Genomic DNA, 24,626 nt, shown 5'->3' with positions numbered 1-24,626 from the left:
CGAGCGCGGCGTGGAGGGCAAGATCGCGACCGCCCGCTACGCTCGCGAGAACGGCATTCCCTATCTCGGTATCTGTCTCGGCATGCAGGTGGCGGTGATCGAATTTGCCCGCCATGTGGCCGGTTGGGAAGATGCCAACTCCACCGAGTTCACCCACGACACCCAGCATCCGGTGGTCGGCCTGATCACCGAGTGGATCAACGCCGAGGGCAAGATCGAGCTGCGTGACGCAGCCTCGGACCTGGGCGGCACCATGCGCCTGGGCGGCCAGGTGTGTCACCTTGCAGCGGGCAGCAAGGCGCGCGAGGCCTACGGCAGTGATGAGATCGTCGAGCGCCATCGCCACCGTTTCGAAGTCAACAACCAGTTCATCGAGCAGTTGGAGAAGGCCGGTCTGGTGGTCTCCGGCAAGAGCGTCGACAATTCGCTGGTGGAGATGATCGAGCTGCCCGACCACCCTTGGTTCGTGGCCTGCCAGTTCCATCCCGAGTTCACCTCCACGCCGCGCGACGGCCATCCGCTGTTCACCGGCTTCGTCAACGCGGCGCTGGAGCACAAGGCGGCGCGCGCTCGCGCGCTCTCCTCGCATCAGGAGTGAGACCATGTCTGCCATGACCCCGTCCACACCCGAACGTCATATCTCCTTTGCCGGCCTCACCGCCGGCAATTCTTTGCCGCTGATGCTACTTGGCGGCATGAACGTGCTGGAGTCCCGTGAGCTGGCCCTCGAGGTGGCCGAGACCTATGTCGAGGTGACCGACCGGCTCGGCATGCCTTATGTGTTCAAGGCCAGTTTCGACAAGGCCAACCGCAGCTCCATCCACTCCTTCCGCGGCCCCGGCCTGGAAAAGGGGCTGGAGATACTGGCCGAGATCAAGCAGCGCTTCGGCGTACCGGTGATCACCGACGTGCACGAGCCGTGGCAGGCCGAGCCGGTGGCCGAGGTGGCCGACATCATTCAGCTGCCGGCCTTCCTGGCGCGCCAGACCGACCTGGTAGTGGCCATGGCCCGGACCGGTGCGGTGATCAACATCAAGAAGCCGCAGTTCCTGGCACCCCACGAAATGCGCCACATCATTCGCAAGTGCGAAGAGGCGGGCAACGATCGCGTGTTGCTTTGCGAACGTGGATCGAGCTTCGGGTATAATAATCTGATCGTCGACATGCTCGGTTTCGGTGATATGAAGCAGACCGGCTGTCCGGTGTTCTTCGACGTCACTCACTCCCTGCAGCGCCCCGGCGGACGCGCCGACAGCGCCGGTGGGCGTCGTCAGCAGGTGGCCGAACTGTCGCGTGCCGGCATTGCCGTGGGCCTGGCCGGGCTCTTCCTCGAAGCGCATCCGGACCCCGACAATGCTCTGTGCGACGGCCCCTGCGCGCTGCCGCTGGACCAGCTCGAACCCTTCCTGACCCAGGCGAAGGCGCTCGACGATCTGGTCAAGGGCTTCCCGGCGCTGAAAATCGAATAAAGCCGAGAGAGAAAAAGCGATTCCCACGACTCAATCAACGCTGACTGAATGAAAGGACGATAGAGATGACCAAGATTGTCGATATCCAGGCCCTCGAGGTGCTCGACTCCCGAGGCAACCCCACCGTGCAGGCCGAAGTGCGTCTGGAGAGCGGCGCCGTGGGCGTGGCCTGTGCCCCGAGCGGTGCCTCCACCGGCTCCCGCGAGGCCCTGGAGTTGCGTGACGGTGACAAGTCGCGCTACCTGGGCAAGGGCGTGCTGAAGGCGGTGGAAGCAGTCAACGGCGCCATTCGCGAGCGGCTCGTCGGGATGGATGCCCGTGACCAGCGCGGTCTCGACAATGCCATGCTCGAGCTCGACGGTACCGACAACAAGGCCAAGCTGGGCGCCAATGCCATCCTCGCCGTGTCGCTGGCGGCGGCCAAGGCGGCAGCCAATGCCAAGGGTATGCCGCTGTATGCCCACATCGCCGAACTCTACGGCCAGCCGGGGCAGTACAGCATGCCGGTGCCGATGATGAACATCCTCAACGGCGGCGAGCATGCCGACAACAACGTCGACATCCAGGAGTTCATGGTGCAGCCGGTGGGCGCAGCGAACTTCCGCGAGGCGCTGCGGGTCGGCGCCGAGATCTTCCATGCGCTGAAGAAGGTGCTTTCGGCCAAGGGCCTCTCCACCGCCGTGGGCGATGAGGGCGGCTTCGCGCCCAATCTGGAATCCAACGCCGAGGCGCTCGCCGTGATCAAGCAGGCCGTCGCCGATGCCGGCTACGAGCTCGGCCGCGACGTGACCCTGGCGCTCGACTGCGCCTCTTCCGAGTTCTACAAGGACGGCCAGTACAATCTCTCCGGCGAGGGTAAGGCCTTCGATGCCAATGGCTTCGTCGACTATTTGGCTGAGCTGTGCGACCAGTACCCCATCGTCTCCATCGAAGACGGCATGGACGAGTCCGATTGGGATGGCTGGAAGGCGCTGACCGACAAGCTCGGCGACAAGGTGCAGCTGGTCGGCGACGACCTGTTCGTCACCAACACCAAGATCCTCAAGCGCGGTATCGACGAGAAGATCGGCAACTCCATCCTGATCAAGTTCAACCAGATCGGCTCCCTCTCCGAGACGCTGGACGCCATCAAGATGGCTCAGGACGCTGGCTTCACCGCCGTCATCTCCCACCGCTCCGGCGAGACCGAGGACACTACCATCGCCGATCTGGCGGTGGGTACCTCGGCCGGCCAGATCAAGACCGGTTCGCTATGCCGTTCCGATCGTGTCGCCAAGTACAACCGCCTGCTGGTCATCGAGCAGCAGCTCGGTGAGCGTGTCGGTTATCCTGGCCGCTCGGCCATCAAAGGGCAGTGAATGGGTCGTGATTGAGCGCTGAGCCGACGATATCGCTGACAATTTTGTAGGAAATTGCCTACATAGAGGCGACGATTCAAGCTTAGTCTACCTAGGAAAACCGACGCCTTGGGTGTCGGTTTTTCTCTATCTCATTGTTTTTAAAGAATTTGGCTTTTTCGCTGTCAACCGGTCAGATTCGGCGAGGTTGCCAGAGGCGCGTTTGCGTCTTTTGGAGGAAATGCCAGAATGCGTGTGGGACAAGGCAGAGCGGGAGGCTCTCCAGCAGGATGCAACGGGATGCTTGATTCGTGGCACGCCCGGTGTGACAGGAAGTCGCCTCCGGGCAGGGAAGCTTGCCATTGGAGAGAGGGCGGAAGGAGCCGCCCAAGGAAATGCTGGGAGCCGGGCGGCCTTAGGGCCGCCTTTTTTTGCGCCTGAAATAGGCAATGCCGAAGGCCGCTTGGCCCTCGGCGCTAGGTCGGGCTTACGTTCGACCGGACTAGCCGCTGGGTTGGACTAGCCGCATGAAGCTCGGTTGGACTAGTCGCACGAAAGGGCCAGGTCGGGAAGCGGAGCTCAGCGCTCCAGGTACTGCAGCTTGCCCGGCTTGCCATCCCACTCCTCGGCGTCGGCCGGCGGATCCTTCTTCTCGGCAATGTTCGGCCATACCTCGGAGAGTTCGGCGTTGAGCGCGATGAACTCCTCCTGGCCTTCGGGCAGCTCATCCTCCGAGAAGATCGCTTCGGCTGGGCATTCCGGCTCGCACAGGGCGCAGTCGATGCACTCGTCCGGATGGATCACCAGGAAGTTGGGCCCCTCATAGAAGCAGTCCACCGGGCAGACCTCGACGCAGTCGGTGTACTTGCACTTGATGCAGTTTTCGGTGACGACAAAGGTCATGCCTGTCTCCCTCATTCGCAGCCGGACCGTGGTTTGTCCGGCTGGTGATGTTCGGTATCTTTTTTAAGCCTAAAAGTTATAAAAAACTAACTTCTTATAATGGCGGAAAAATTGGACGCTTCATTCTAGACATGCCGTCCCGTGTGAGCAAGCGACACGCTACCTACAGCTGCTCTCGCCAGCTATAGATCAACTCCAGCGCCCGGCGCGGCGTCAGCTCATCCGGGTTCAGATCGGCCAGGGCGTCGAGCAGCGGATGCGCTGCGCTGGCGAACAGGTCGCTCTGCATCGGCTTGGCATCGTCGCCCCGCGGCAGGCCGCCGCCGCGACTGCTCTGGTCGACCTCCTGCTGCTCGAGCTGCGCCAGCTTGTCCCGCGCCCGCGCGATGACCGACTGCGGCACGCCGGCCAGCTGGGCCACCTGCAAGCCGTAGCTCTGGCTGGCGGGGCCCTCTTCCACCCGGTGCATGAAGACAATGCCGTCGCGATGCTCGGCGGCGGTGAGGTGTACGTTGGCCACCCCTTCGGCCTGTTCGGCCAGCGCGGTCATCTCGAAGTAGTGGGTGGCGAACAGGGTGAAGGCGCGGGTGCGCGTCAGGTGCTCGGCGCTGGCCCAGGCCAGCGACAGCCCGTCGAAGGTGCTGGTGCCGCGGCCGATCTCGTCCATCAGCACCAGGCTGTGGTCGGTGGCGTTGTGCAGGATGCTGGCGGTCTCGGTCATCTCCACCATGAAGGTGGAGCGCCCGCCGGCCAGGTCGTCCGACGAGCCGATGCGGGTGAAGATGCGATCCACCGGGCCGATGCAGGCCTCGTCGGCCGGCACGAAGCTGCCGGTGTGGGCGAGCAGGGTGATCAGCGCCGCCTGGCGCATGTAGGTCGACTTACCGCCCATGTTGGGGCCGGTGATCACCAGCATGCGGCGCTGCTCGTCGAGCACCAGGTCGTTGGGCACGAAGGGAGCGTCGCTGACGTGCTCCACCACCGGGTGACGCCCGCCGCGAATCTCGATGCCCGGCGCCTCGCCGAGCCGGGGCCGCGAGAAGCCCAGCGCCTGGGCGCGCTCGGCGAAGGCGCAGAGCACGTCCAAAGCGGCCAGCGCGCGGCCGGTGCCCTGCAGGGGGGCGAGCTCGGCGTTGAGCGAGTCGAGCAGGCCGTCGTAGAGCAGCTTTTCGCGGGCCAGAGCACGCGACTTGGCCGACAGCGCCTTGTCCTCGAACTCCTTGAGTTCGGGAATGATGAAGCGCTCGGCGTTCTTCAGGGTCTGACGACGTACGTAGTCCACCGGCACTTCACGGGCCTGGGCGCGGGGAATCTCGATGTAGTAGCCGTGTACGCGGTTATAGCCCACCTTGAGCCCGGCCAGGCCGGTGCGCTCGCGCTCGCGGGCTTCGAGCTTCACCAGGTAGTCGCCGGCGTGCTCGGCCAGGCCGCGGTAGTCGTCGAGTTCGGCGTCGAAGCCGTCGCGGATCACGCCGCCGTCGCGGATCACCACCGGGGGATTGTCGAACAGCCCCCGGGCGAGCATGTCGGCAAGCTCGGGATAGGGACGGATATGGTGGGCCAGTTCGTCCAGGGCGGTGCCTTCGCTATAATCTTGCAGTTCACCCTGAAGCTCCGGCAGGGCGAGCAGGGCGTCGCGCAGGCGGGCCAGATCCCGCGGCCGGGCGCTGTAGAGCGCTACCCGCGCCAGAATGCGCTCCACGTCGCCGATCGCCTTGAGCAGCTCGCGCAGGGCGACGAAGCCCTCCTGCTCCAGCAGCAGGGCGACCGCGGCCTGGCGCCCCTGCACCTGGCTGCGGTCACGCAGCGGACGGTTGAGCCAGCGCTTGAGCAGCCGCGAGCCCATGGCAGTGGCGGTGGTGTCGAGCACGCTGGCCAGCGTATTGTCGCCGCCGCCGCCGAGATTGATGTCGATCTCCAGATTGCGTCGGCTGGCGGCGTCGATCACCACAGCGTCGTCGCGGTTCTCCACCCCCAGCGCGGTGACGTGGGGCAGCGGCGAGCGCTGGGTGTCGCGGGCGTACTCCACCAGCACCCCGGCGGCGGTAAGTGCGGCCTCCAGATGAGCACAGCCGAAGCCGCGCAGGTCCTGTACCTGGAACTGGTCGCACAGCAGCCGCGTGGCCGATTCGAGATCGAACAGCCAGTCGCTCTGGCGGCGCAGGCCCGGCCGCCCTTCCAGGGCGGGAGGCAGCGACAGGCTCTCGGCGATGAGCAGTTCGGCGGGATCGAGACGCTGAAGCTCGGCGAGCATGTCGCCCTCGCCCTCCACCTCGAGCACGCTGAAGCGTCCGCTGGAGAGCTCCAGCCAGGCGATGCCCCAGCAGTCGCCGGCCGGGTGCACGGCCACCAGCAGGTTGTCGCGGCGGGCATCGAGCAGCGCCTCGTCGTGCAGCGTGCCGGGGGTGACGATACGCACCACGCGACGCTCCACCGGTCCCTTGCTCGTCGCCGGATCGCCGATCTGCTCGCAGATCGCCACCGACTCGCCGGCCTTGACCAGGCGCGCCAGGTAGCCCTCGGCGCTGTGGTAGGGCACGCCGGCCATGGGAATCGGCTTGCCGGCGGACTGACCGCGCTGGGTCAGGGTGATGTCGAGCAGGGCGGCGGCGCGTCTGGCGTCGTCGAAAAACAGCTCGTAGAAATCGCCCATACGATAGAAGAGCAGCACGTCGGGATGCTCGCGCTTGATCCTCAGATACTGGGCCATCATCGGGGTATGGGCCGGCATGGCCGTCTTGACCGCGTCGTTCATGCGTTCTCGGCTGGCTCGTCGATTGTGTGGGGCGTGGGAGGGCAAGGTTAACATGCGCGGCCCGGAGCCGACACGCTCGGGGTCTGCGGGATACTGTACAGATGGTCTGTCGCCGCGGGGAGGATGCGCTATGGTGGCAGGCAGTCCCACTCGATCAGGAGCGATACCATGCCGCATAGTGCTACCAGCCTGGCCAACCTCGATCTCACCACGCTGGCCGAGCGCCTCGGACGGCGCTGCCGCGAGCAGGGCGTCAGCGTGACCGCGGCCGAATCGTGCACCGGTGGTGGAGTGGCCAGTGCCATCACCGCGGTGGCGGGCAGTTCGGACTACTTCGAGACCGGCTACGTGACCTATTCCAATGCGGCCAAGGCCCGCCTGCTGGGCGTTGCCGAGGCGCTGATCGCCCAGCACGGTGCCGTCAGCCGTGAGGTGGTGGAGGCGATGGTGGCGGGTGCCTGCCGCGACAGCGGCGCCAAGCTGGGGGTGGCGATCAGCGGCGTGGCCGGCCCCGATGGCGGTACGCCGGAGAAGCCGGTGGGCACCGTCTGGCTGGCCTGGGGCAGCGAGCACGAGCAGCGCGCCGAGCGTTTCCAGTTTCCCGGCGACCGGCGGGCGGTGCGCGAGCGGGCGGTGCGCGAGGCCATCGTCGGGCTGATTCGCTACCTGGAGAACCCGCCGGGGCAATCACGTTGAACGAGTGACTAGGCGCGCGGCGTTTTTTTCGTCATACTACTGTCCAACCATACAGTGTCCGGGCGTGCTCCCCTTGGCGGCCCACCATTCATCATTTGTATTTGCAGCATTGTATTTGCAGCATTGCATTTGCAGCGTCTGCGAGTTCTGCGAGGAGAGCCTCATGGCACAGGATGAAAATCGTTCCAAGGCATTGAATGCCGCCCTTTCCCAGATCGAGCGGCAGTTCGGCAAGGGTACCGTGATGCGCCTGGGCGATGCGCCGCGGGTGGCGATGCCCTCGGTGTCCACCGGTTCGCTGGGGCTGGACATCGCCCTGGGCATCGGCGGCCTGCCCTTTGGCCGCGTGGTGGAGATCTTCGGTCCGGAATCCTCGGGCAAGACCACCCTGACCCTGTCGGTGATCGCCCAGGCCCAGAAGCAGGGCAAGACCTGCGCCTTCATCGATGCCGAGCACGCCCTCGACCCGAGCTACGCCGAGAAACTCGGCGTCAACCTCGACGACTTGCTGGTGTCGCAGCCGGACACCGGCGAGCAGGCGCTGGAGATCTGCGACATGCTGGTGCGCTCCGGCGGCGTCGACGTGATCATCATCGACTCGGTGGCGGCGCTCACCCCGCGGGCCGAGATCGAGGGCGAGATGGGCGACTCCCATGTCGGTCTGCAGGCGCGCCTGATGTCCCAGGCCCTGCGCAAGATCACCGGCCACATCAAGAACGCCAACTGCCTGGTGGTGTTCATCAATCAGATCCGCATGAAGATCGGCGTGATGTTCGGCAGCCCCGAGACCACCACCGGCGGCAACGCGCTGAAGTTTTATGCCAGCGTGCGCCTCGACATCCGCCGTACCGGTTCGGTCAAGCAGGGCGACGAGGTGACCGGCAACGAGACCCGCGTCAAGGTGGTGAAGAACAAGGTGGCACCGCCGTTCCGTCAGGCCGAATTCCAGATTCTCTACGGCAAGGGTATCTACCATGCCGGTGAGGTGATCGACCTCGGTGTACAGTGCAACCTGGTCGACAAGGCCGGTGCCTGGTACAGCTACAAGGGCAACAAGATCGGTCAGGGCAAGGCCAACGCCGCCCAGTTCCTCGAGGACAACCCGGCGGTGATGGAGGAGATCGAGAGCCAGATCCGCGGCCAGCTGCTGGCCACGGCGGCGCCCAAGGAGGAGGAGATCGCTGAGCCGCTGGCTGCCGAGGCCGAGCGCGAGGACGACCTGCTCTAAGCCAGGTCGCACTAAATCAGGTTGCTCTAAATCATGCCATTGCAGCCCGGCTCCGAGCGTGCGTCGTCCCCGCGGGACGACGCCATCCGCCTGCTGGCCCGGCGCGAGTACACTCGCGCCGAGCTGACACAGCGGCTCGCGGCGCGTGCCCACTCGGCAGAGGCGATAGCCGCCTGCCTCGATACCCTGGCCGACGAAGGGCTGCAGTCCGACGCCCGCTTCGTCGAGAGCTTCGTGCGCTCGCGCATCGCGCGCGGCCAGGGTCCGCTGAAGGTGCGGGCCGAGCTGGAGCGGCGCGGCGTCGAACGCGCCCTGATCGCGACCGCACTGGCCGAGGTCGAGCGGGAGGGCGAGGTCGATTGGTTCGAGCTCGCCGCCGCGACGCTGGCGCGGCGCTACTCCCTGCCGGACAGCACCCCCCGTGAGCGCGCCCGACGCGAGCGCTTCCTGGCGTCTCGCGGCTTCGAATTCGAGCATGTGCGCTACGCCCTCGAGCGTCTCGACTCGGTCGAATGACGTTCGCTTGGGCGCCTCCTCTTTAGTCGCTTGACAACTGCGTTATAATGCCTCCCTTTGTGAACGCCCTCGGTGGCGCTCCTGACACGCCAAGGCGTGCGAATTCGGCCATGTGAAGCGGCGCCGAGCGCGCCTGCCCGTCGGGTGACCACGCTCATCGCCACGGATATGCCATGAAAAGCGCAGACATCAGACAGGCCTTTCTGAATTACTTCGAGGAGCACGGGCATACCGTTGTGCCATCCAGCTCCCTGGTGCCGGGCAACGACCCGACGCTGCTGTTCACCAATGCCGGCATGGTGCCGTTCAAGGACGTCTTCCTCGGCCGTGACCCGCGCCCCTACGTGCGTGCGGCCTCGTCCCAGCGCTGCGTGCGCGCCGGCGGCAAGCACAACGACCTCGACAACGTCGGCTACACCGCACGGCATCACACCTTCTTCGAGATGCTGGGCAACTTCAGCTTCGGCGACTACTTCAAGCGCGACGCCATCCGCCTGGCCTGGACCTTCCTCACCGAGCGCATGGGGCTGCCGGCCGAGAAGCTGTGGGTCACGGTGTTCACCGAAGACGACGAGGCCTACGGCATCTGGGCCGACGAGATAGGCGTGCCGCACGAGCGCATCGCGCGTATCGGCGCCAAGGACAACTTCTGGCAGATGGGCGATACCGGCCCCTGCGGCCCCTGCTCGGAGATCTTCTACGACCACGGTCCCGAGGTGTGGGGCGGCCCTCCCGGCACTCCCGAGGAGGACGGCGACCGCTACATCGAGATCTGGAACCTGGTGTTCATGCAGTTCGACCGCGATGCGGCCGGCAACCTGAACCCCCTGCCCAAGCCCTCCATCGATACCGGCATGGGCCTCGAGCGGGTGGCAGCGGTGCTCCAGGGCGTGCACTCCAACTACGAGATCGACCTGTTCCAGAATCTGCTCAAGGCGGCGGCCGATGCCACCGGCCATGCGGATACCGACACGCCCTCGCTGCGGGTCATCGCCGACCATATCCGCTCCTGCGCCTTCCTGATCACCGATGGCGTGCTGCCCTCCAACGAGGGCCGCGGCTACGTGCTGCGCCGGATCATCCGCCGCGCCATTCGCCACGGCCACAAGCTCGGCGCCAAGGAGCCGTTCTTCCACAAGCTGGTGGCGGCTCTCGATGCCGAGATGGGCGATGCCTATCCCGAGCTCCGTGAAGCCAGCAGCCAGGTCGAGCGCATCCTGCTCAAGGAGGAGGAGCAGTTCGCGCGCACCCTCGAACACGGCATGAGCCTGCTCGAAGAGGCCCTGGCCGGGCTCCAGGGCGACGTGCTGCCGGGCGAGACGGTATTCAAGCTTTATGACACCTACGGCTTCCCCTATGACCTCACCGCCGACGTCTGCCGCGAGCGCGGCGTGAGCCTGGACGAAGCCGGCTTCGAGCGTGAGCTCGAGGCCCAGCGCGAGCGCGCCCGTGCCGCCAGCCAGTTCGGCGCCAGTCAGGGCGTGGCGCTGGAGCTCGAGGGCGAGACCGCCTTCACCGGTTACGAGCGGCTCGAGGATCGCGCCACCGTCACCGCCATTGCCGACCATGAGGGCAACGCTCTGGTCGCGCTCGAAGCCGAGCAGCGCGGCATCGTGGTGCTCGACCGCACCCCCTTCTATGGCGAGTCCGGTGGCCAGGTGGGCGACACCGGCTACCTGACGCTCGACGGCGGACGCTTCCTGGTCACCGACACCCAGAAGCAGGGCGGTCACCACCTGCATCACGGCGTGCTGCTCGAAGGCCGCCTGAGCGTGGGCGCCGAGGTATCACCTCAGGTCGATGCCAAGCTGCGCGGCGCCACCATCCGCAACCACTCCGCCACTCACCTGATGCACAAGGCGTTGCGTCTGGTGCTGGGCGACCACGTGCAGCAGAAGGGCTCGCTGGTGACGCCGGAGCGGCTGCGCTTCGACTTCAGCCACTTCGAGGCCATGACCCCGGCGCAGCTCGCCGAGGTGGAGCGTCTGGTCAACGAGCAGGTCCTGGCCAATGCGCCGACCCGCATCGAGCAGATGACCCTGGACCAGGCCAAGGCCAAGGGTGCGGCGGCGCTGTTCGAGGCCAAGTACGCCGACAGCGTACGGGTGCTGACCATCGGCGCCGACGACTTCTCCATCGAGCTGTGCGGCGGCACCCACGTGGCCCGCAGCGGCGACATCGGCTGCTTCCACATCGTCAGCGAGCAGGGCATCGCGTCGGGCGTGCGCCGCATCGAGGCGATCACCGGCGAAGGGGCGCTGGCCTACTTCCGCGAGCAGGAAACGCGGCTGGCGCGCATCGGCGAGCGCCTCAAGGCCAAGCCGGAGCAGGTCGAGGAGCGCGTCGAGTCGCTGGTGGAGCGTAACCGCAGCCTGGAGAAGGAGCTCGAGCGGCTCAAGGCCAAGCTGGCAAGCGCCGCGGGCAGCGACATGCTCGCGCAGGCTCAGGAGATCGCCGGGGTCAAGCTGCTGGCCACCCAGCTCGAAGGCGTTTCGGCCAAGGAGCTGCGCGGCGTGCTCGACCAGCTCAAGAACAAGCTGGGCTCTGGCATCGTGGTGCTCGGCGTGGCCGACCGGGAAGCGGGCAAGGTGAGCCTGATTGCCGGTGTCACCGACGATCTCACCGGCAGGGTCAAGGCCGGTGAGCTGGTCAATCACGTGGCCACCCAGGTGGGCGGCAAGGGCGGCGGTCGCGCCGACATGGCCCAGGCCGGGGGCAGCGACGTGACGGCCCTGCCGGCGGCTCTGGAGAGCGTCTCCGCCTGGGTCGAACAGCAGTTGCATTGAGGACGGTCGGGGCCGTGACGTTGCGTTACGGCCCTTTTCGTTGACGACTTTCACTCATCCGAGCGTGCATCGCTCGACAAACGAGGGAAAACCGTAGATGGCACTTTACGTACAGAAATTCGGTGGTACCTCGGTGGGCTCCGTGGAGCGCATCAAGGCCGTGGCCGAGAAGGTCAAGGGCTTTCGTGACGACGGCCATCAGGTGGTGGTCGTGGTCTCCGCCATGAGCGGCGAGACCAACCGTCTGATCGGCATGGCCAACGAGATCAACGACGAGCCCACGCCGCGCGAAATGGACATGCTGGTCTCCACCGGCGAGCAGGTGACCATTTCGCTGCTGGCGCTCGCCCTGCACAAGCTGGGCGTACCGGCCACCTCCTATACCGGCTCCCAGGTGGGTATCCTCACCGACAGCGCCCACACCAAGGCCCGCATTCAGCGCATCGAGACCGACGAGATGCGCGAAGACCTCGACGAGGGCAAGGTGGTCGTAGTGGCAGGCTTCCAGGGCGTCGACGAAGAGGGCAACATCACCACCCTCGGTCGCGGCGGCTCCGATACCACCGGGGTGGCGCTGGCGGCGGCGCTGGGCGCCGACGAGTGTCAGATCTACACCGACGTCGACGGCGTCTACACCACCGACCCGCGGGTCTGCTCGAAGGCTCAACGCCTCGACACCATCACCGTCGAGGAGATGCTGGAACTGGCGAGCCTCGGCTCCAAGGTGCTGCAGATCCGCTCGGTGGAATTCGCCGGCAAGTACAATGTCCCGCTGCGCGTGCTGTCCAGTTTCCAGGATGGCCCCGGCACCCTGATCGTTGCTGAATCCGACCAAGACGAGGACTCCATGGAAGAACCGCTGATCTCAGGCATCGCCTTCACCGCCAACGAGGCCAAGCTGACCCTGCTCCATACGCCGGACGTGCCGGGCGTGGCCTCGCGCATTCTGGGCCCGATCGCCGACGCCAACATCGAAGTCGACATGATCGTGCAGAACGTGGCACCGGCTGGCGACTACACCGATTTCACCTTTACCGTGGCCAAGGGCGACTACAAGAAGACGCTCAAGATCCTCGAGGAACAGGTGATTCCCGAGCTGGGTGGCGGTGAGGTCAACGGCGACGACAACATCGCCAAGGTCTCCCTGGTCGGCGTGGGCATGCGCTCGCATGCCGGCGTTGCCGCCAAGATGTTCCGCGTGCTGGCCGACGAGAACATCAACATCCGCATGGTGTCCACTTCCGAGATCAAGATCTCGGTCGTCATCGACGAGAAGCAGATGGAGCTCGCCGTTCGTGCCCTGCACACCGCGTTCGGTCTCGACAAGAGCGATATCGAGAGCGAATAAGAACGTAACAAGAACATTAACAAGGTAGGACGACTTCAGCGGGTGCTTCTTCTACTCTGGGGAGGTCTGCCGCGATGAGCGGTCCGGCTTCCCTTCAACGCTGTCATCGTGTCATGGTGGGGTTGGGTGGTGGTGATGCACCTTTGGTGCATAGTAGTACTAATGTGTTACATAATGAGAGCAACCTAGCGTCGATGGGATCGACGCGTATCCCGTTGCAAGTCGTCTGAGAAGGAGATCAGTCATGCTCATCCTGACCCGCCGAGTCGGTGAAACGCTGATGATCGGTGATGACATCACCGTGACCGTCCTTGGCGTCAAGGGCAACCAAGTACGTATTGGCGTCAATGCCCCCAAGGATGTCGCCGTACATCGTGAGGAAATCTATCAGCGCATCCAGCGTGAAAAGTCAGACGAAGAGGGTGGGAGCGGTCAGGCTTAGTAGACGACGTTGTCTCCGCCGGTTTCGGCAACAGGAAACAAATGTCTGAATACGCTGGACAAAGCGCGATAGAAAAGATAGGATATGCGCCGTGTCGTTGAGGGAGAGGTGGCCGAGTGGCTGAAGGCGCTCCCCTGCTAAGGGAGTATGGGGTTTATAGCCCCATCGAGGGTTCGAATCCCTCCCTCTCCGCCATACGACATGGATCCATTGTTCGATGCGTATCGTTAGATGCGTGATGGTTCGAAGTGTGATGATGCGCCCGTAGCTCAGCTGGATAGAGTACCTGACTACGAATCAGGTGGTCGGAGGTTCGAATCCTCCCGGGCGCGCCACGAAGCATGATGAAGCGGTCATGAAAATGAGCGTCGATCGTGTCTCCGCAAAGCGCATGATTCGAAGCAATGGTGACTACCTGCAGGACCTCGGTCTTGCAATCCGCGCCCGTAGCTCAGCTGGATAGAGTACCTGACTACGAATCAGGTGGTCGGAGGTTCGAATCCTCCCGGGCGCGCCAGATTCAAAAACCCGTCCTCCTGTGAGGACGGGTTTTTTGCTTTTGTCAGCCCCTTTCTTCAGACGTGGCAGAGCGTGCCTGCAGGCGCTCCTGGCGGCGTGAGCCCGGGCTTCTGCGGCGCGTGCCCGAGCCCGGCCAGCAACCCTTCGAGCAGCCCTTCGAGATCGTTGATGCGCTTCACCGCCTGGAAGCGTCGCTCCGCTTCGTCGTTCCTATAGCGCATGTGGTTCAGCCACTGTTTTACCAGAGACGTGACAATGCGTTCGGGAAGTGTGCTACGCTGCAATGCAGCATATTCGGCAAGGATGGCAGCCCGTTCCTGCCACTGCGTATCGGGCAGTCGCTCGCCGGTACTCAGCCAATGGCGGATGCGAGGTGCCAGTAGCGGATCGGCAAGGGCGCCTCGGCCCAGCATGACGTCGCGGCAGCCGGACAGCGTGCGCGCCTTCCAGTAATCCTCCAGGCTCCAGATATCGCCGTTGGCGACCACCGGAATCTGGATGTGACGGCGAATGCGGCCGATCCACTCCCAGTGGGCCGGTGGGCGATAGCCTTCGTCGCGGGTGCGTGCATGTACCACGAGCTGCGTAGCGCCGCCGTCGGCTGCCGCCTGGGCGCAGGCCAGCGCCAGGCGGCGATCAGAGAAGCCGAGGCGGACCTTGGCCGTCACCGGTATCGAGTCGCCTACGGCGTTGTGAACCGCGGCCACGGCGGCCTGCACGCGACGTGGGTCGCGCAGTAGCGAGGCGCCGCCGTCGTGACGGTTGACCAGCTTGGCCGGGCAGCCGAAGTTGAGATCGATGGCGCGGGCGCCGAGGTCTCGCGCCTGCTCGGCGTTGGCCGCCAGCGCTTCGGGATCGCTGCCGAGCAGCTGTAGCGCCACGGGAACCCCCGCCGGCGTGACTACCCCGGTTTCGAGCTCAGGGCAGTGGCGCAGGAAGACCTTGGGTGGCAGTCGTGCATCGACGACGCGGACGAACTCCGTCACCGCCCAGTCGAAACCGGGGCGGCGGGTAAGCAGATCGCGGGCATGGGCATCGATCACGCCCTCCATGGGGGCGAGTCCGATCCTTCCTTGTAGTAAAACAACAACGTTGGCTTCCACCATGGGGTGCTTGCAATTCATCCGGAGTGTGGCAGTTTAGATGGCCAACTTTTAAACGCTTGGCGTCATGTTTGCGGCAATTTAGCTCAAGAACTCGGCTCAAGAACAAGGGGGAGTAAGCATGCAGGATGAGCAGTTGCTACTCGATGGCCTGGCCCTGATGGGGGTCGGCATGGGTTTCGTTTTTGTTTTTCTTACCATTCTGGTGCTGGCCACCACCCTGATGTCACTGGTAGTTCGCCGCCTGGCGCCGCCCCCTGCTTCCCCGGCCACTGCGCCGACCTCGACCACGCCATCCGCCAAGGATGACGCCGAAATCATGGCCGTCATCAGCACCGCCATCCATCGCTATCGTCAGCGCCGCTGACGGCTGGCAGCGAACGCAATACTACTACACAACACGTCATTCACGGGGTCATTGTCATGAGCGAGACCAATCGCCCGCTGGGCATCACCGACGTCGTCCTGCGCGACGCCCACCAGTCGCTGTTTGCCACCCGCATGCGGCTCGACGACATGCTGCCGATCGCCGAGAAGCTCGACCGGGTCGGCTTCTGGTCGCTGGAGTCCTGGGGCGGTGCCACCTTCGACGCCTGTATCCGCTACCTCGGCGAGGATCCGTGGGAGCGGATACGCGCGTTGAAGGAGGCCATGCCCAATACGCCGCAGCAGATGCTGCTGCGTGGCCAGAACCTGCTCGGCTACCGCCATTACGCCGACGACGTGGTCGACCGCTTCGTCGAACGGGCCAAGACCAACGGCGTCGACGTGTTCCGCGTGTTCGATGCCATGAACGACCCGCGCAACCTGGAGCGGGCCATCAAGGCCGTGCGCAAGGTGGGCGGTCACGCTCAGGGCACCATCTCCTATACCGTGAGCCCGGTGCACACCCTCGACAGTTGGGTCGAGCTGGCCGAGACAATCGCCGACATGGGCGCCGACTCGCTGGCGATCAAGGACATGGCCGGCCTGCTGGCCCCCTACGATGCCTATGAGCTGGTCACGCGGCTGAAGAAGGCGCTGTCGATCCCGATCCACATGCAGTGCCATGCCACCACCGGCATGTCCACCGCCGCCATCCTCAAGGCGGTGGAGGCCGGTATCGACAACGTCGACACGGCCATCTCGTCCATGTCGATGACCTATGGCCACAGTCCCACCGAGTCAGTGGTGGCGATTCTCAAGGGTACCGAGCGCGACACCAATCTCGACCTCGAGCTGCTCGAGGATATCGCCGGTTACTTCCGCGAAGTGCGCAAGAAGTACGCTGCCTTCGAGGGCTCGCTCAAGGGCATTGATTCGCGCATCCTGGTGGCCCAGGTGCCCGGCGGCATGCTCACCAACATGGAGAGCCAGCTCAAGGAGCAGGGTGCCGGCGACAAGCTCGACGACGTGCTGGCCGAGATCCCCCGTGTGCGCGAGGACCTGGGTTTCATCCCGCTGGTCACGCCCACCTCGCAGATCGTCGGCACCCAGGCAGTGATGAACGTGATGATGGGCGAGCGCTACAAGTCGATCTCCAAGGAGGTTCAGGCGCTGCTCAAAGGCGAGTACGGCGCCGCGCCGGCGCCCTTCGACAAGGCGCTGCAGAGTCGCGTGCTGGAGGGTGGTGAGCCGATCACCTGTCGCCCTGCCGATCTGCTTGAAGACGAAATGGACCGGCTCGCCGCCGAACTCAAGGAGAAGGCCAAGACCGACGGCATTCGCCTCGCCGAAGGCGAGCGCGAGATCGACGATGTCCTCACCTATGCGCTGTTCCCGCAGATCGGGCTGAAGTTCCTCAAGAACCGCGACAATCCCGATGCCTTCGAACCGGCCCCCCAGTCGCCGGGGCAGGAGGCCAGCCTGCCGGTGACCGCTCAGAAGGGCGAGGACAAGCTGCCGGCGACGCGTGCGGCGGCGCCTGCCGGCCCCGAGACCTATACGGTCAAGGTCAACGGCAAGCAGTACGTGGTGGAAGTGGCCGAGGGCGGCGAGATCGGTGCCGTGTCGGAGTCGGCCGCCCAGTCGGCGGCTCAGCCGGCGGCGGGTGTCGCAGGCTCGTCGGGTGAAACGATCACCGCCCCGCTGGCCGGCAACATCTTCAAGGTCAACGTGCGCCCCGGCGACAGCGTGCAGGAAGGCGATGTGGTGATCATCCTCGAGGCAATGAAGATGGAAACCGAAGTGCGGGCCGCCAGCAGCGGTACCGTGTCCGAGGTCAAGGTCGGTGAGGGCGACAGCGTCGCCGTCGGCGACACGCTGATCGTGCTGTAAGGGCTTCTACCATGGAAAAGCTGTTGACCCTGTGGGAGGGTTCCGGCCTCTACAACCTGACCTTCGGCCAGGTGGTCATGATCCTGGTGGGCCTGGTGCTGCTCTACCTGGCGATTGCCAAGAAGTTCGAGCCGCTGCTGCTGGTGCCGATCGGCTTCGGCGGCATACTCGCCAACATTCCCGAGGCGGGCCTGGCGATCTCGGCGCTGGATCAGGCCATCGAAGTGGCGCGCCCGGCGGTGCTGCAGCAGATGGCGGCGGCGCTCGGCGCTACGCTCGATCCGCTGGCCGGCGAGGAGGCGTGGCGCGCCACGCTAAAGGCGCTAGTCGACAACGGTGCTGCACCGGATCAGGTCCGCGCCGCCCGGGACATCGCCCTGAACGTCGGCTACGGCGACGGGCTGCTCTACGTCTTCTACTCTCTGGCCGTGGCTTCGGGCATCGCACCGCTGCTGATCTTCATGGGCGTGGGGGCGATGACCGACTTCGGCCCGCTGCTGGCCAACCCGCGCACCCTGTTCCTGGGAGCGGCGGCGCAGTTCGGCATCTTCGCCACCCTGTTCGGCGCGGTTGGCATGTCGGCTCTGGGCTGGATGGACTTCTCCATCGAGCAGGCCGCGGCCATCGGCATCATCGGCGGTGCCGACGGGCCGACCTCGATCTACGTGTCGAGCGTGCTGGCGCCGGAGCTGCTGGGTGCCATCGCCGTGGCAGCCTACGCCTACATGGCACTGGTGCCGATGCTGCAGCCGCCGATCATGCGGCTGCTGACCACGCGCAAGGAGCGGGCGATAGCGATGACGCAGCTGCGCCCGGTCTCCAAGCTGGAGAAGATCGCCTTCCCCCTGCTGCTGCTGATGCTGGTGGCGCTGTTCCTGCCCGATGCCGCGCCGCTGCTGGGCATGTTCTGCTTCGGAAACCTGATGCGCGAGTGCGGCGTGGTGGAGCGACTGACCGATACCGCGCAGAACGCCCTGATCAACATCGTCACCATCGTGCTGGGGCTGGCCGTGGGTTCGCGGCTGATGGCCGAGAGCTTCCTGGCGCTGGAGACTCTGGGCATCATGACGCTGGGCATGGTGGCCTTCGCCATCGGTACCGCGGCCGGGGTGCTGATGGCCAAGCTGATGAACCTGGTGAGCCGCATGCCGATCAATCCGCTGATCGGTGCCGCCGGGGTGTCGGCGGTGCCGATGGCGGCACGGGTCGCCAACAAGGTGGGGCTCGAGTCCAACCCGCACAACTTCCTGCTCATGCACGCCATGGGCCCCAACGTGGCCGGCGTCATCGGCTCGGCGGTGGCTGCCGGGGTGATGATCAAGTACCTGGGATAGCAGAGCCTCGATGAGTAACGACTACGGCACCCGAGGGTGCCGTAGTCGTTCATGCAGGTCACGCTACCAGGGCAGCACGGCACCGTCGGTACGCGGCTCGGTGCCGCCGCACAGCACGCCGGATGTCGGGTCGCGCAGGATGATCTGGCCACGACCGAAGCTGATCGTGTCGGCAAGCTTGACGATGTGGTGGCCGCGCCGCGCCAGGGCTTGTGCCAGGTGGTCGGGGAAATGCGGTTCCACCTCGACGGTCTTGCCCTTGGTCCACTTCCAGCGCGGCATATCCAGGGCCGCCTGAGGATTGAGCCGGTCCTCGAGCATTGCGGTGATCACCTGCACGTGGCCCTGGGGCTGCATGTAGCCGCCCATCACCCCGAACGGCCCCACTGCCTGACCATCCCGGGTGATGAAGCCGGGGATGATGGTGTGATAGGTACGCTTGCCCGGTGCCAGGGCGTTGGCGTGGTCGGCATTGAGAGAGAAGGAGGCGCCGCGATTCTGCAGGCTGATGCCGGTACCCGGGATCACGATGCCCGAGCCGAAGCCGTGGAAGTTGCTCTGGATGAACGACACCATGTTGCCCTCGCCATCGGCGGTGGCCAGATAGACGGTGCCGCCCATGACCGGATTGCCGTGAACCGGGTCGACGGCTCTCTCTCCGATCAGTCCGGCGCGCTGTGCCAGGTAATCGCCGGCGAGCATCTGCTCGACGCTCGGCTTCATGGCGTCGCGCTCGGTGATGTAGTTCAGTCCATCCACATAGGCCAGCTTGGTGGCCTCGATACGCCGATGCAGCGTCTCTACCGGGTCGCGCCCCTCCGCCCCCATCTGCTCGAGCATGCCGAGGGCTTGCAGCGCGATCATGCCGGAGCCGTTGGGGGGAATTTCCCAGATGTCGTGGCCGCGGTAGCGCGTGGAAATGGGTTCGACCCATTCCGGCTGGAAGGCGGCCAGGTCCGCCTTGCGCAGCAGACCGCCGTGCTCGCGGAAGAAGGCATCGATCTTGTCGGCCAGCTCGCCCTCGTAGAAGGCGCGGCCCTTGGTCTCGGCGATGGCGCGCAGCGAGCTGGCGTGGCCTGTCGACGACCAGCGCTCGCCGGGCCTGGGCGCGCGACCCTCGATTGCAAAGGTATCGAACCACGGCTTGAAGGCCGCATCGTCATAGGCCGAGTAGGTGTGGAAGGACTCGTCCCACATCTGGTGGGCCACCGGGGTGACCGCATAGCCCTGCTCGGCCAGTGCCACTGCGGGGGCGAGCAGGTCGGCGAAGGGCAGCTTGCCGAAGCGCTCGGAGAGGGCCGCCCATGCCGCCGGCGCGCCGGGCACGGTGACCGGCAGCAGGCCGTGAAGAGGCATGTTGGCATGACCCAGTGCCTTCATGGTCTCGATGGTGGCGGCCTGGGGGGCCGGCCCGCTGGCATTCAAGCCGTGCAGCTTGCCGTCGATCCAGACGATGGCGAAGGCGTCGCTGCCGATGCCGTTGGAGGTTGGCTCGACCACGCTCAGCGCTGCGGCGCTGGCGATGGCGGCATCCACGGCATTGCCCCCCTGCTGAAGGATCTGCATGCCCACCTGGGCGGCCACCGGCTGGGAGGTGGCGACCATGCCGCGGGTGCCGAAGGCGGCCATGCGTCGTGAAGGGCTGGGGTAGTAAAGCGCATCGTGTTGCATAAGGGATCCTTGAGGGGCTTGTTGATGGCAGGCGGCGGGCGTCTCAGCCCAGGAATATTCCTCCATAAACCAGAGCGCCGAGTACCACGAAGGCCGGGTGGGTACGAAAGCGGAGCAAGGCGACCGCGGCCACCGCACCGATCAGCAGCGTGTGGAGCAGACCGGCGTTGTTGATGCCCTCACTGAAGAAGCTCCAGGTCAACCAGGCCATCATCATGGCAATGACGGGGCGTACCCACTGGCTCATGCACTGAACCCGCGGCGAGTTGCGGTGGCGATGAAGCAACCCCAGCGCACAGAGCATCAGCAAAAGCGAGGGGGCCACTGTCGCCAGCACCGCCACCATGGCGCCGCTGATACCAGCAACGTCATAGCCCACGTAGCCGGCCATCTTGGTGGCGATGGGGCTGGGCAAGGCGTTGCCCAGCGCCAGGGTCTCGGCAAATTGTTGTGCGTTCATCCAGCCGTAGCGACCCACCACTTCGGCTTCGATCAGCGGGATGATGGCCGGCCCGCCGCCATAGCCGATGATGTTGGGAATGAAGAAGGCGAGGAACAGCTCCCCATAGATCATGATGCACCCGCCTTCCGCGGCATGGGCCGCAGTAGCGCCGCCGCCAGGATGCCGCCGATCACCAGGCCGGGATGCACGCCTAGCAGGTAGATCAGCACGCCGGCCGCCGCCGCCATCGCGAGACTGACCAGCCAGCCGAGCACCAACTGCGACTTGTCGAGGAAGTCCCAGGCCAATTGACCCATCATCACCATCACCACCGGTACCACCGCTTGGCCCATACCGCGGATCCAGGCGACGTCGCGGTATCGGCTGAACGCCGTGAGCAGCGCAATCATGGCCACGATCATGGGTATGATGACGGCACCCACGGCAACGATGCAGCCGAGCGTGCCGGCGACCCGGTAGCCGATATAACCGGGCATCTTGGTGGCGATGGGGCCGGGTAGGGTATTGCCGATGGCCAGGATGTCAGCGAACTCCTCGTCGCTGAGCCAGGCATGGCGTTTGACTACCTCTTGCCGTACCAGGGGTATCATGGCGGGGCCGCCGCCGAAGCCAAGTAGGCCGATGCGAGTGAAGGCCCAGAACAAGGCGCCGAGGGGCGCTTTGCCGGGCGCCTTCATGCGGCTACCTCATGTACATCGGTAATGGGAGCGATGATTGATTTAGTGTTCATCTGTCTTCTTAATGATAAAAAATCGATTGTTTGGGCTAGAATATAGGTTGAGCCCGAAAGCCGCGTCAACCTTCGTTGCCAAAACGAGCTGAGGAGGGAGCATGGGGATACCCAAACGCCAGGTGTCGTCGACGGCGTCCAGCCGCATCTACGACACCCTGCGACAAGACCTGATCAACGGTCGTTTTACTGCCGGCGAAAAGGTCGCTATCAGCGCGCTCAAGGAGCGCTATGAGATCGGGCTGAGTCCGCTACGTGAGGCGCTGAATCGCCTGGCGGCTCACGGTTTGCTGATCCAGGAGAACCAGCGCGGTTTCCGCGTGCCCAGCATGGAGCGCAGCGAGCTCGACGATATCGCCGAGATGCGTCGCGAACTCGAAGGCATGGCACTGGAGCGTGCCATACGCTTGGGTGATGCCGAATGGGAGTCCGAGTTGCTGGCCGCTGCGCACCGCTTGAAGCGGGCCGACATGGCGCCGGACAAGGTCGAGGAGTGGGAGCATTTCCATGCCTGTTTCCACCGCACCCTGGTGGCACCCTGCGGCTCGGCTTGGTTATTGCGCTTCATTGCGCAGCTGCATGATCAGTTCGACCGCTATCGGCGCATGGCACCGGAGGCACCCGAGGTGCGTTGTGTGCTGGACGCTCAGCATGGCGAGTTGGTGGAGCTGGCGTTGGAGCGTGATATCAAATCGGCTCGAGCGCTGATGGACGACCACATTCAGCGTTCGTATCAGGTGGCTCTGCAAGGTGTGTTGTCACCGGCCTGATTCGTAGCAAGCAGGTCTCGCGTGCCGTGCAGCCATGCTTGCAGTCTCTTCCGCGGTCAGCGAGAAACCGATGGCGGCACAGGTTGCCAACGAATCGGTATTGGCTCGCCTGGCCGCCTGTCGCCGCTCATGAGGCCGTAACGCCACCGGCTCGGCTCGGCTGGCTGCTGCCGGCCGCACTGTCCTGAGCCAGCTCGAGATCCTCTTCCACCCACAGCTGGCAGGCGAGCCGGTAGCCCTGTTCCAGGCGCTCTCCCAGCATCTTCTTCTCCTTCCAGTTGGGCTCGGGCAATGCTTCACCTCCCTTGAGCACCTTGCACATGCACTTGGCGCACTTGCCCATACCGCAGCCGTAGCTCAGGTGGGGGTAGGGAAACTGGCGGATGCCGGCGCGCACCACCAGGTTGGTGTTGGGCTGGACTTCGCCTTCGAAGACCTCGCCGTTCTTGTGGATCGTGATCAGGGGCATGAGGGTCACCTAGTCGTTATCGTCAGATTGCGCATCGCGCTTCCATGTCGCTCTTCCATGTCTCTCGGGCGTAACGCGCGATGCCTGTCGTCTGCATTGCCTTTTGGCATATGGTATACCATGTGCCAGTTGTGAGGTTTCGTCAACCCTACATTGCGCTATTTTTTGTGGCCCAAAAAAACTCACCCGGTGTCGTGGACGCCGGGTGAGATGGCTATTGAGATGGCTACTGCCTGGACAGGCTCCTTGGGCGCTATATCAGCAGGAACACGGCAAGCAGCGAGGCCACGACGACACCCGAGATCACCGGGATGAAGTTGCGTCGCACCAAGGCGGCAGGGCTGACGCCAGCGATGCCGGCATCGGCGGCCACGCCGAAGGCCCAGGCTGCCAGCGTGCCACCACCGGCGAAGATCGCCGCCACCTGGCCGAGGGCCGCCAGGACGTGAATGTCGACATTAGCCGCGGTACCCAGCGCGCCGGACAGCGAACCCACCAGCGGCAGGCCGGAGAAACCCGAGCCGTCCATGCCGGAGAGCAGGCCGATGAAGGCCATGCCGAAGGTCAGCAGGAAGACGTTGCCATCGATGTAGTGGCCGATGTTGTGGCCGATATCGAACAGGAAGCCTGACGCGCCGGCGCCGATTACCTCGGCGGAGTGCCCGGGGTGGCCGAGGAAGAAGAAGCCGGCGATGGGGATGATGGGGGCGAAGATCTTGATGGCGAAGAAGAAGCCTTCGCGGGTATAGGTGCTGATGCCATCCAGGGCATGGTGTCCGTGGGAGGCGAACGATGAAAGCACCAGCAGGATCGTTGCCGTGCCGCCCAGCAGCGCCGTGGCACCGCCGCCGCGAATCGCCTGGTCGGGCATGAACACGGCGCGATAGATCATCAGCCCCGCGATGCCGAGCAGGATGACGGGAACGGCGATGGCGAAGATGCGCGCGTAGGGGCCGGCCTCGGGCTCATCCTCTTCCTTGACGGTATCGGTCTGCACCGCGGCGGCACCTGCCGAGCGCGGAGTGAATACCTCGTCGGACTGGGGGGCTTCCAGAACGCCCGAGCGCATGTCGCGACGCAGGGCAAGGCAGGCCATGGTGATGGCAACACCGCCCACGACCAGGGAGAACAGCAGGGTATAGGGCACCAGGACGGTGGTATCGATGCCGGCGGCGCCGGCGGTCAGGCGGCTAGCCCCCTGGATGACCGGATCGGCGGAAAGCGCCATGCCGTGGCCGAACAGGTTGACCGCCATGGCGGCACCGATGGCCGGCAGGCCGACCTGCATGGCCACCGGAATCAGCACCGTGCCGACGAGTGCCACGGCCGGGGTCGGCCAGAAGAAGGCGGCGGCAACGTACATGGTGATGCCGACCACGAAGAAGGCGGTCCAGGGGCCGATCATCAGCTTCTTCATCGGCGCCACCATCATCCTGTCGGCGCCCTGGCTCTGTAGCGACTTGAGCATGGCAACCATCAGCGCGATGACCAGCATGATGTCGAAGAGCTCGGTGCCGGCATTAAGCAGGGCACGGAAGACCACCTGTACGGCGAAGAGCAATTGATTCAACCCGCCCTCATGGGGGGCGTCGGCCAGCAGGCCGAGCATGAAGATACCGGCGATGGAGGGTACGATGACCCCCTTGCGAAAACCGATGGAAACGAAGATCGCCAGGATCACCAGCAGGAAGACCCAGTGCGAGGCGGTGAGTTGTATTTGCTCGAGTTGTTCCATTTTGCACCTGTCGTGTCGTCAGACTTGGCGATGGCGGCTCCGGTAGTGTCGAGAGAGCCATCGTCTACTTGTATTTGTCGGTTCTTGCACAGTCAC

At 64.8% G+C, this 24,626-nt stretch carries 21 protein-coding genes and 3 tRNA genes; 16 read left to right on the top strand and 8 right to left on the bottom strand.

Translation table 11 applies throughout. From position 1 onward, the window contains the following. The 3 genes from B8115_RS22400 to eno form a co-directional block, all read left to right on the top strand. The coding region (locus B8115_RS22400) for a gamma-glutamyl-gamma-aminobutyrate hydrolase family protein (RefSeq protein WP_010630105.1) at nt 1-598 on the top strand (598 nt) is incomplete at its 5' end. A 13-nt stretch (nt 599-611) separates the two neighbouring features. After that, nucleotides 612-1,469 (top strand): 3-deoxy-8-phosphooctulonate synthase, encoded by an 858-nt coding sequence (gene kdsA / locus B8115_RS22395; protein ID WP_010630104.1) that lies wholly within the window; start codon nt 612-614, stop codon nt 1,467-1,469. 65 nt (nt 1,470-1,534) lie between these two features. After that, nucleotides 1,535-2,827 carry a phosphopyruvate hydratase gene (gene eno, locus B8115_RS22390; protein ID WP_010630103.1) on the top strand — a complete coding sequence of 431 codons (1,293 nt, stop codon included), beginning with the start codon at nt 1,535-1,537 and terminating at the stop codon, nt 2,825-2,827. 558 nt (nt 2,828-3,385) lie between these two features. Here the strand turns inward: eno and fdxA are convergent. Both fdxA and mutS read right to left on the bottom strand, forming a co-directional pair. Then, a complete protein-coding gene (gene fdxA, locus B8115_RS22385) occupies nt 3,386-3,709 on the bottom strand; it encodes a ferredoxin FdxA (protein ID WP_010630102.1) in 324 nt (107 codons plus the stop codon). A 163-nt stretch (nt 3,710-3,872) separates the two neighbouring features. Continuing rightward, nucleotides 3,873-6,464 carry a DNA mismatch repair protein MutS gene (gene mutS, locus B8115_RS22380; protein ID WP_010630101.1) on the bottom strand — a complete coding sequence of 864 codons (2,592 nt, stop codon included), beginning with the start codon at nt 6,462-6,464 and terminating at the stop codon, nt 3,873-3,875. A 168-nt stretch (nt 6,465-6,632) separates the two neighbouring features. Here mutS and B8115_RS22375 point away from each other — a divergent pair, with 168 nt between their 5' ends. The 9 genes from B8115_RS22375 to B8115_RS22335 all read left to right on the top strand — a co-directional run bounded on the left by B8115_RS22375 (nt 6,633) and on the right by B8115_RS22335 (nt 13,997). After that, the gene (locus B8115_RS22375; RefSeq protein ID WP_010630100.1) at nt 6,633-7,160 is read left to right on the top strand and encodes a CinA family protein; all 528 of its coding nucleotides are present in this window, start codon (nt 6,633-6,635) and stop codon (nt 7,158-7,160) included. A 163-nt stretch (nt 7,161-7,323) separates the two neighbouring features. Then, nucleotides 7,324-8,388: a recombinase RecA gene (gene recA, locus B8115_RS22370; protein ID WP_010630099.1), complete on the top strand. Its 1,065-nt coding sequence runs from the start codon at nt 7,324-7,326 to the stop codon at nt 8,386-8,388. A gap of 33 nt (nt 8,389-8,421) precedes the next feature. Further along, nucleotides 8,422-8,904, top strand: coding sequence for a regulatory protein RecX (locus B8115_RS22365; RefSeq protein WP_010630098.1), 483 nt, complete (start codon nt 8,422-8,424; stop codon nt 8,902-8,904). Between the two features lie 173 nt (nt 8,905-9,077). Next, entirely contained in the window at nt 9,078-11,690 is a 2,613-nt protein-coding gene (gene alaS / locus B8115_RS22360) for an alanine--tRNA ligase (protein WP_010630097.1), read from the top strand. 97 nt (nt 11,691-11,787) lie between these two features. Then, nucleotides 11,788-13,038: an aspartate kinase gene (locus B8115_RS22355; protein WP_010630096.1), complete on the top strand. Its 1,251-nt coding sequence runs from the start codon at nt 11,788-11,790 to the stop codon at nt 13,036-13,038. 244 nt (nt 13,039-13,282) lie between these two features. Then, nucleotides 13,283-13,480 carry a carbon storage regulator CsrA gene (csrA, locus tag B8115_RS22350; RefSeq protein WP_010630095.1) on the top strand — a complete coding sequence of 66 codons (198 nt, stop codon included), beginning with the start codon at nt 13,283-13,285 and terminating at the stop codon, nt 13,478-13,480. A gap of 102 nt (nt 13,481-13,582) precedes the next feature. Continuing rightward, a tRNA-Ser gene (locus B8115_RS22345) sits at nt 13,583-13,675 on the top strand. 63 nt (nt 13,676-13,738) lie between these two features. Next, a tRNA-Arg gene (locus B8115_RS22340) sits at nt 13,739-13,815 on the top strand. A gap of 105 nt (nt 13,816-13,920) precedes the next feature. Then, nucleotides 13,921-13,997: transfer RNA gene (locus tag B8115_RS22335), tRNA-Arg, on the top strand. A gap of 58 nt (nt 13,998-14,055) precedes the next feature. Here B8115_RS22335 and B8115_RS22330 read toward each other — a convergent pair. Further along, complete coding sequence (locus B8115_RS22330) at nt 14,056-15,051, bottom strand: tRNA-dihydrouridine synthase (protein ID WP_010630094.1); 996 nt, start codon at nt 15,049-15,051, stop codon at nt 14,056-14,058. Between the two features lie 172 nt (nt 15,052-15,223). On the opposite strand from B8115_RS22330, the gene B8115_RS22325 reads away from it, so the two are divergent. Genes B8115_RS22325 through B8115_RS22315 form a run of 3 tightly spaced genes read left to right on the top strand, consistent with a single transcriptional unit; the run spans nt 15,224 to nt 18,692 of the window. Next, nucleotides 15,224-15,469: an OadG family protein gene (locus B8115_RS22325; RefSeq protein WP_010630093.1), complete on the top strand. Its 246-nt coding sequence runs from the start codon at nt 15,224-15,226 to the stop codon at nt 15,467-15,469. A 56-nt stretch (nt 15,470-15,525) separates the two neighbouring features. Next, entirely contained in the window at nt 15,526-17,358 is a 1,833-nt protein-coding gene (gene oadA, locus B8115_RS22320; RefSeq protein WP_010630092.1) for a sodium-extruding oxaloacetate decarboxylase subunit alpha, read from the top strand. Nucleotides 17,359-17,369: 11 nt separating this feature from the next. Next, on the top strand, nt 17,370-18,692 hold the full coding sequence (locus B8115_RS22315) for a sodium ion-translocating decarboxylase subunit beta (protein WP_010630091.1): 1,323 nt from the start codon (nt 17,370-17,372) through the stop codon (nt 18,690-18,692). 63 nt (nt 18,693-18,755) lie between these two features. Here B8115_RS22315 and B8115_RS22310 read toward each other — a convergent pair whose 3' ends face one another. Genes B8115_RS22310 through B8115_RS22300 form a run of 3 tightly spaced genes read right to left on the bottom strand, consistent with a single transcriptional unit; the run spans nt 18,756 to nt 21,503 of the window. After that, the gene (locus B8115_RS22310; RefSeq protein WP_010630090.1) at nt 18,756-20,363 is read right to left on the bottom strand and encodes a gamma-glutamyltransferase family protein; all 1,608 of its coding nucleotides are present in this window, start codon (nt 20,361-20,363) and stop codon (nt 18,756-18,758) included. A 43-nt stretch (nt 20,364-20,406) separates the two neighbouring features. Then, a complete protein-coding gene (locus B8115_RS22305; RefSeq protein WP_010630089.1) occupies nt 20,407-20,937 on the bottom strand; it encodes a chromate transporter in 531 nt (176 codons plus the stop codon). Further along, nucleotides 20,934-21,503: a chromate transporter gene (locus B8115_RS22300; protein ID WP_010630088.1), complete on the bottom strand. Its 570-nt coding sequence runs from the start codon at nt 21,501-21,503 to the stop codon at nt 20,934-20,936. The genes B8115_RS22305 and B8115_RS22300 overlap by 4 nt, the downstream gene beginning before the upstream one ends. A 154-nt stretch (nt 21,504-21,657) precedes the next feature. On the opposite strand from B8115_RS22300, the gene B8115_RS22295 reads away from it, so the two are divergent. Then, nucleotides 21,658-22,326, top strand: a complete 669-nt coding sequence (locus tag B8115_RS22295) for a GntR family transcriptional regulator (protein ID WP_010630087.1) — start codon at nt 21,658-21,660, stop codon at nt 22,324-22,326. 127 nt (nt 22,327-22,453) lie between these two features. On the opposite strand, the gene B8115_RS22290 is transcribed toward B8115_RS22295, so the two are convergent. Continuing rightward, nucleotides 22,454-22,795, bottom strand: a complete 342-nt coding sequence (locus B8115_RS22290) for a 2Fe-2S iron-sulfur cluster-binding protein (protein ID WP_010630086.1) — start codon at nt 22,793-22,795, stop codon at nt 22,454-22,456. A 253-nt stretch (nt 22,796-23,048) separates the two neighbouring features. Then, entirely contained in the window at nt 23,049-24,530 is a 1,482-nt protein-coding gene (locus tag B8115_RS22285) for a hypothetical protein (RefSeq protein WP_010630085.1), read from the bottom strand. Nucleotides 24,531-24,626 lie beyond the last annotated feature (96 nt).

It is taken from the genome of Halomonas sp. KM-1, assembly GCF_000246875.1.
GTDB classification, from domain to species: Bacteria; Pseudomonadota; Gammaproteobacteria; order Pseudomonadales; family Halomonadaceae; genus Halomonas; species Halomonas aerodenitrificans.
Note: the sequence above shows the minus strand (reverse complement) of the source record. Positions and strands in the feature narration are given on the sequence as shown.

What these genes read in the sequence shown, in the direction of transcription:
- B8115_RS22285 (WP_010630085.1), bottom strand. Translation starts at nt 24,530, where the DNA reads ATGGAACAACTCGAGCAAATACAACTCACCGCCTCGCACTGGGTCTTC.
- recA (WP_010630099.1), top strand. Translation starts at nt 7,324, where the DNA reads ATGGCACAGGATGAAAATCGTTCCAAGGCATTGAATGCCGCCCTTTCC.
- B8115_RS22365 (WP_010630098.1), top strand. Translation starts at nt 8,422, where the DNA reads ATGCCATTGCAGCCCGGCTCCGAGCGTGCGTCGTCCCCGCGGGACGAC.
- B8115_RS22305 (WP_010630089.1), bottom strand. Translation starts at nt 20,937, where the DNA reads ATGATCTATGGGGAGCTGTTCCTCGCCTTCTTCATTCCCAACATCATC.
- B8115_RS22295 (WP_010630087.1), top strand. Translation starts at nt 21,658, where the DNA reads ATGGGGATACCCAAACGCCAGGTGTCGTCGACGGCGTCCAGCCGCATC.
- csrA (WP_010630095.1), top strand. Translation starts at nt 13,283, where the DNA reads ATGCTCATCCTGACCCGCCGAGTCGGTGAAACGCTGATGATCGGTGAT.
- fdxA (WP_010630102.1), bottom strand. Translation starts at nt 3,709, where the DNA reads ATGACCTTTGTCGTCACCGAAAACTGCATCAAGTGCAAGTACACCGAC.
- alaS (WP_010630097.1), top strand. Translation starts at nt 9,078, where the DNA reads ATGAAAAGCGCAGACATCAGACAGGCCTTTCTGAATTACTTCGAGGAG.
- B8115_RS22330 (WP_010630094.1), bottom strand. Translation starts at nt 15,051, where the DNA reads ATGGAGGGCGTGATCGATGCCCATGCCCGCGATCTGCTTACCCGCCGC.
- B8115_RS22290 (WP_010630086.1), bottom strand. Translation starts at nt 22,795, where the DNA reads ATGCCCCTGATCACGATCCACAAGAACGGCGAGGTCTTCGAAGGCGAA.
- kdsA (WP_010630104.1), top strand. Translation starts at nt 612, where the DNA reads ATGACCCCGTCCACACCCGAACGTCATATCTCCTTTGCCGGCCTCACC.
- B8115_RS22310 (WP_010630090.1), bottom strand. Translation starts at nt 20,363, where the DNA reads ATGCAACACGATGCGCTTTACTACCCCAGCCCTTCACGACGCATGGCC.
- B8115_RS22315 (WP_010630091.1), top strand. Translation starts at nt 17,370, where the DNA reads ATGGAAAAGCTGTTGACCCTGTGGGAGGGTTCCGGCCTCTACAACCTG.
- mutS (WP_010630101.1), bottom strand. Translation starts at nt 6,464, where the DNA reads ATGAACGACGCGGTCAAGACGGCCATGCCGGCCCATACCCCGATGATG.
- eno (WP_010630103.1), top strand. Translation starts at nt 1,535, where the DNA reads ATGACCAAGATTGTCGATATCCAGGCCCTCGAGGTGCTCGACTCCCGA.
- B8115_RS22325 (WP_010630093.1), top strand. Translation starts at nt 15,224, where the DNA reads ATGCAGGATGAGCAGTTGCTACTCGATGGCCTGGCCCTGATGGGGGTC.
- oadA (WP_010630092.1), top strand. Translation starts at nt 15,526, where the DNA reads ATGAGCGAGACCAATCGCCCGCTGGGCATCACCGACGTCGTCCTGCGC.
- B8115_RS22375 (WP_010630100.1), top strand. Translation starts at nt 6,633, where the DNA reads ATGCCGCATAGTGCTACCAGCCTGGCCAACCTCGATCTCACCACGCTG.
- B8115_RS22300 (WP_010630088.1), bottom strand. Translation starts at nt 21,503, where the DNA reads ATGAAGGCGCCCGGCAAAGCGCCCCTCGGCGCCTTGTTCTGGGCCTTC.
- B8115_RS22355 (WP_010630096.1), top strand. Translation starts at nt 11,788, where the DNA reads ATGGCACTTTACGTACAGAAATTCGGTGGTACCTCGGTGGGCTCCGTG.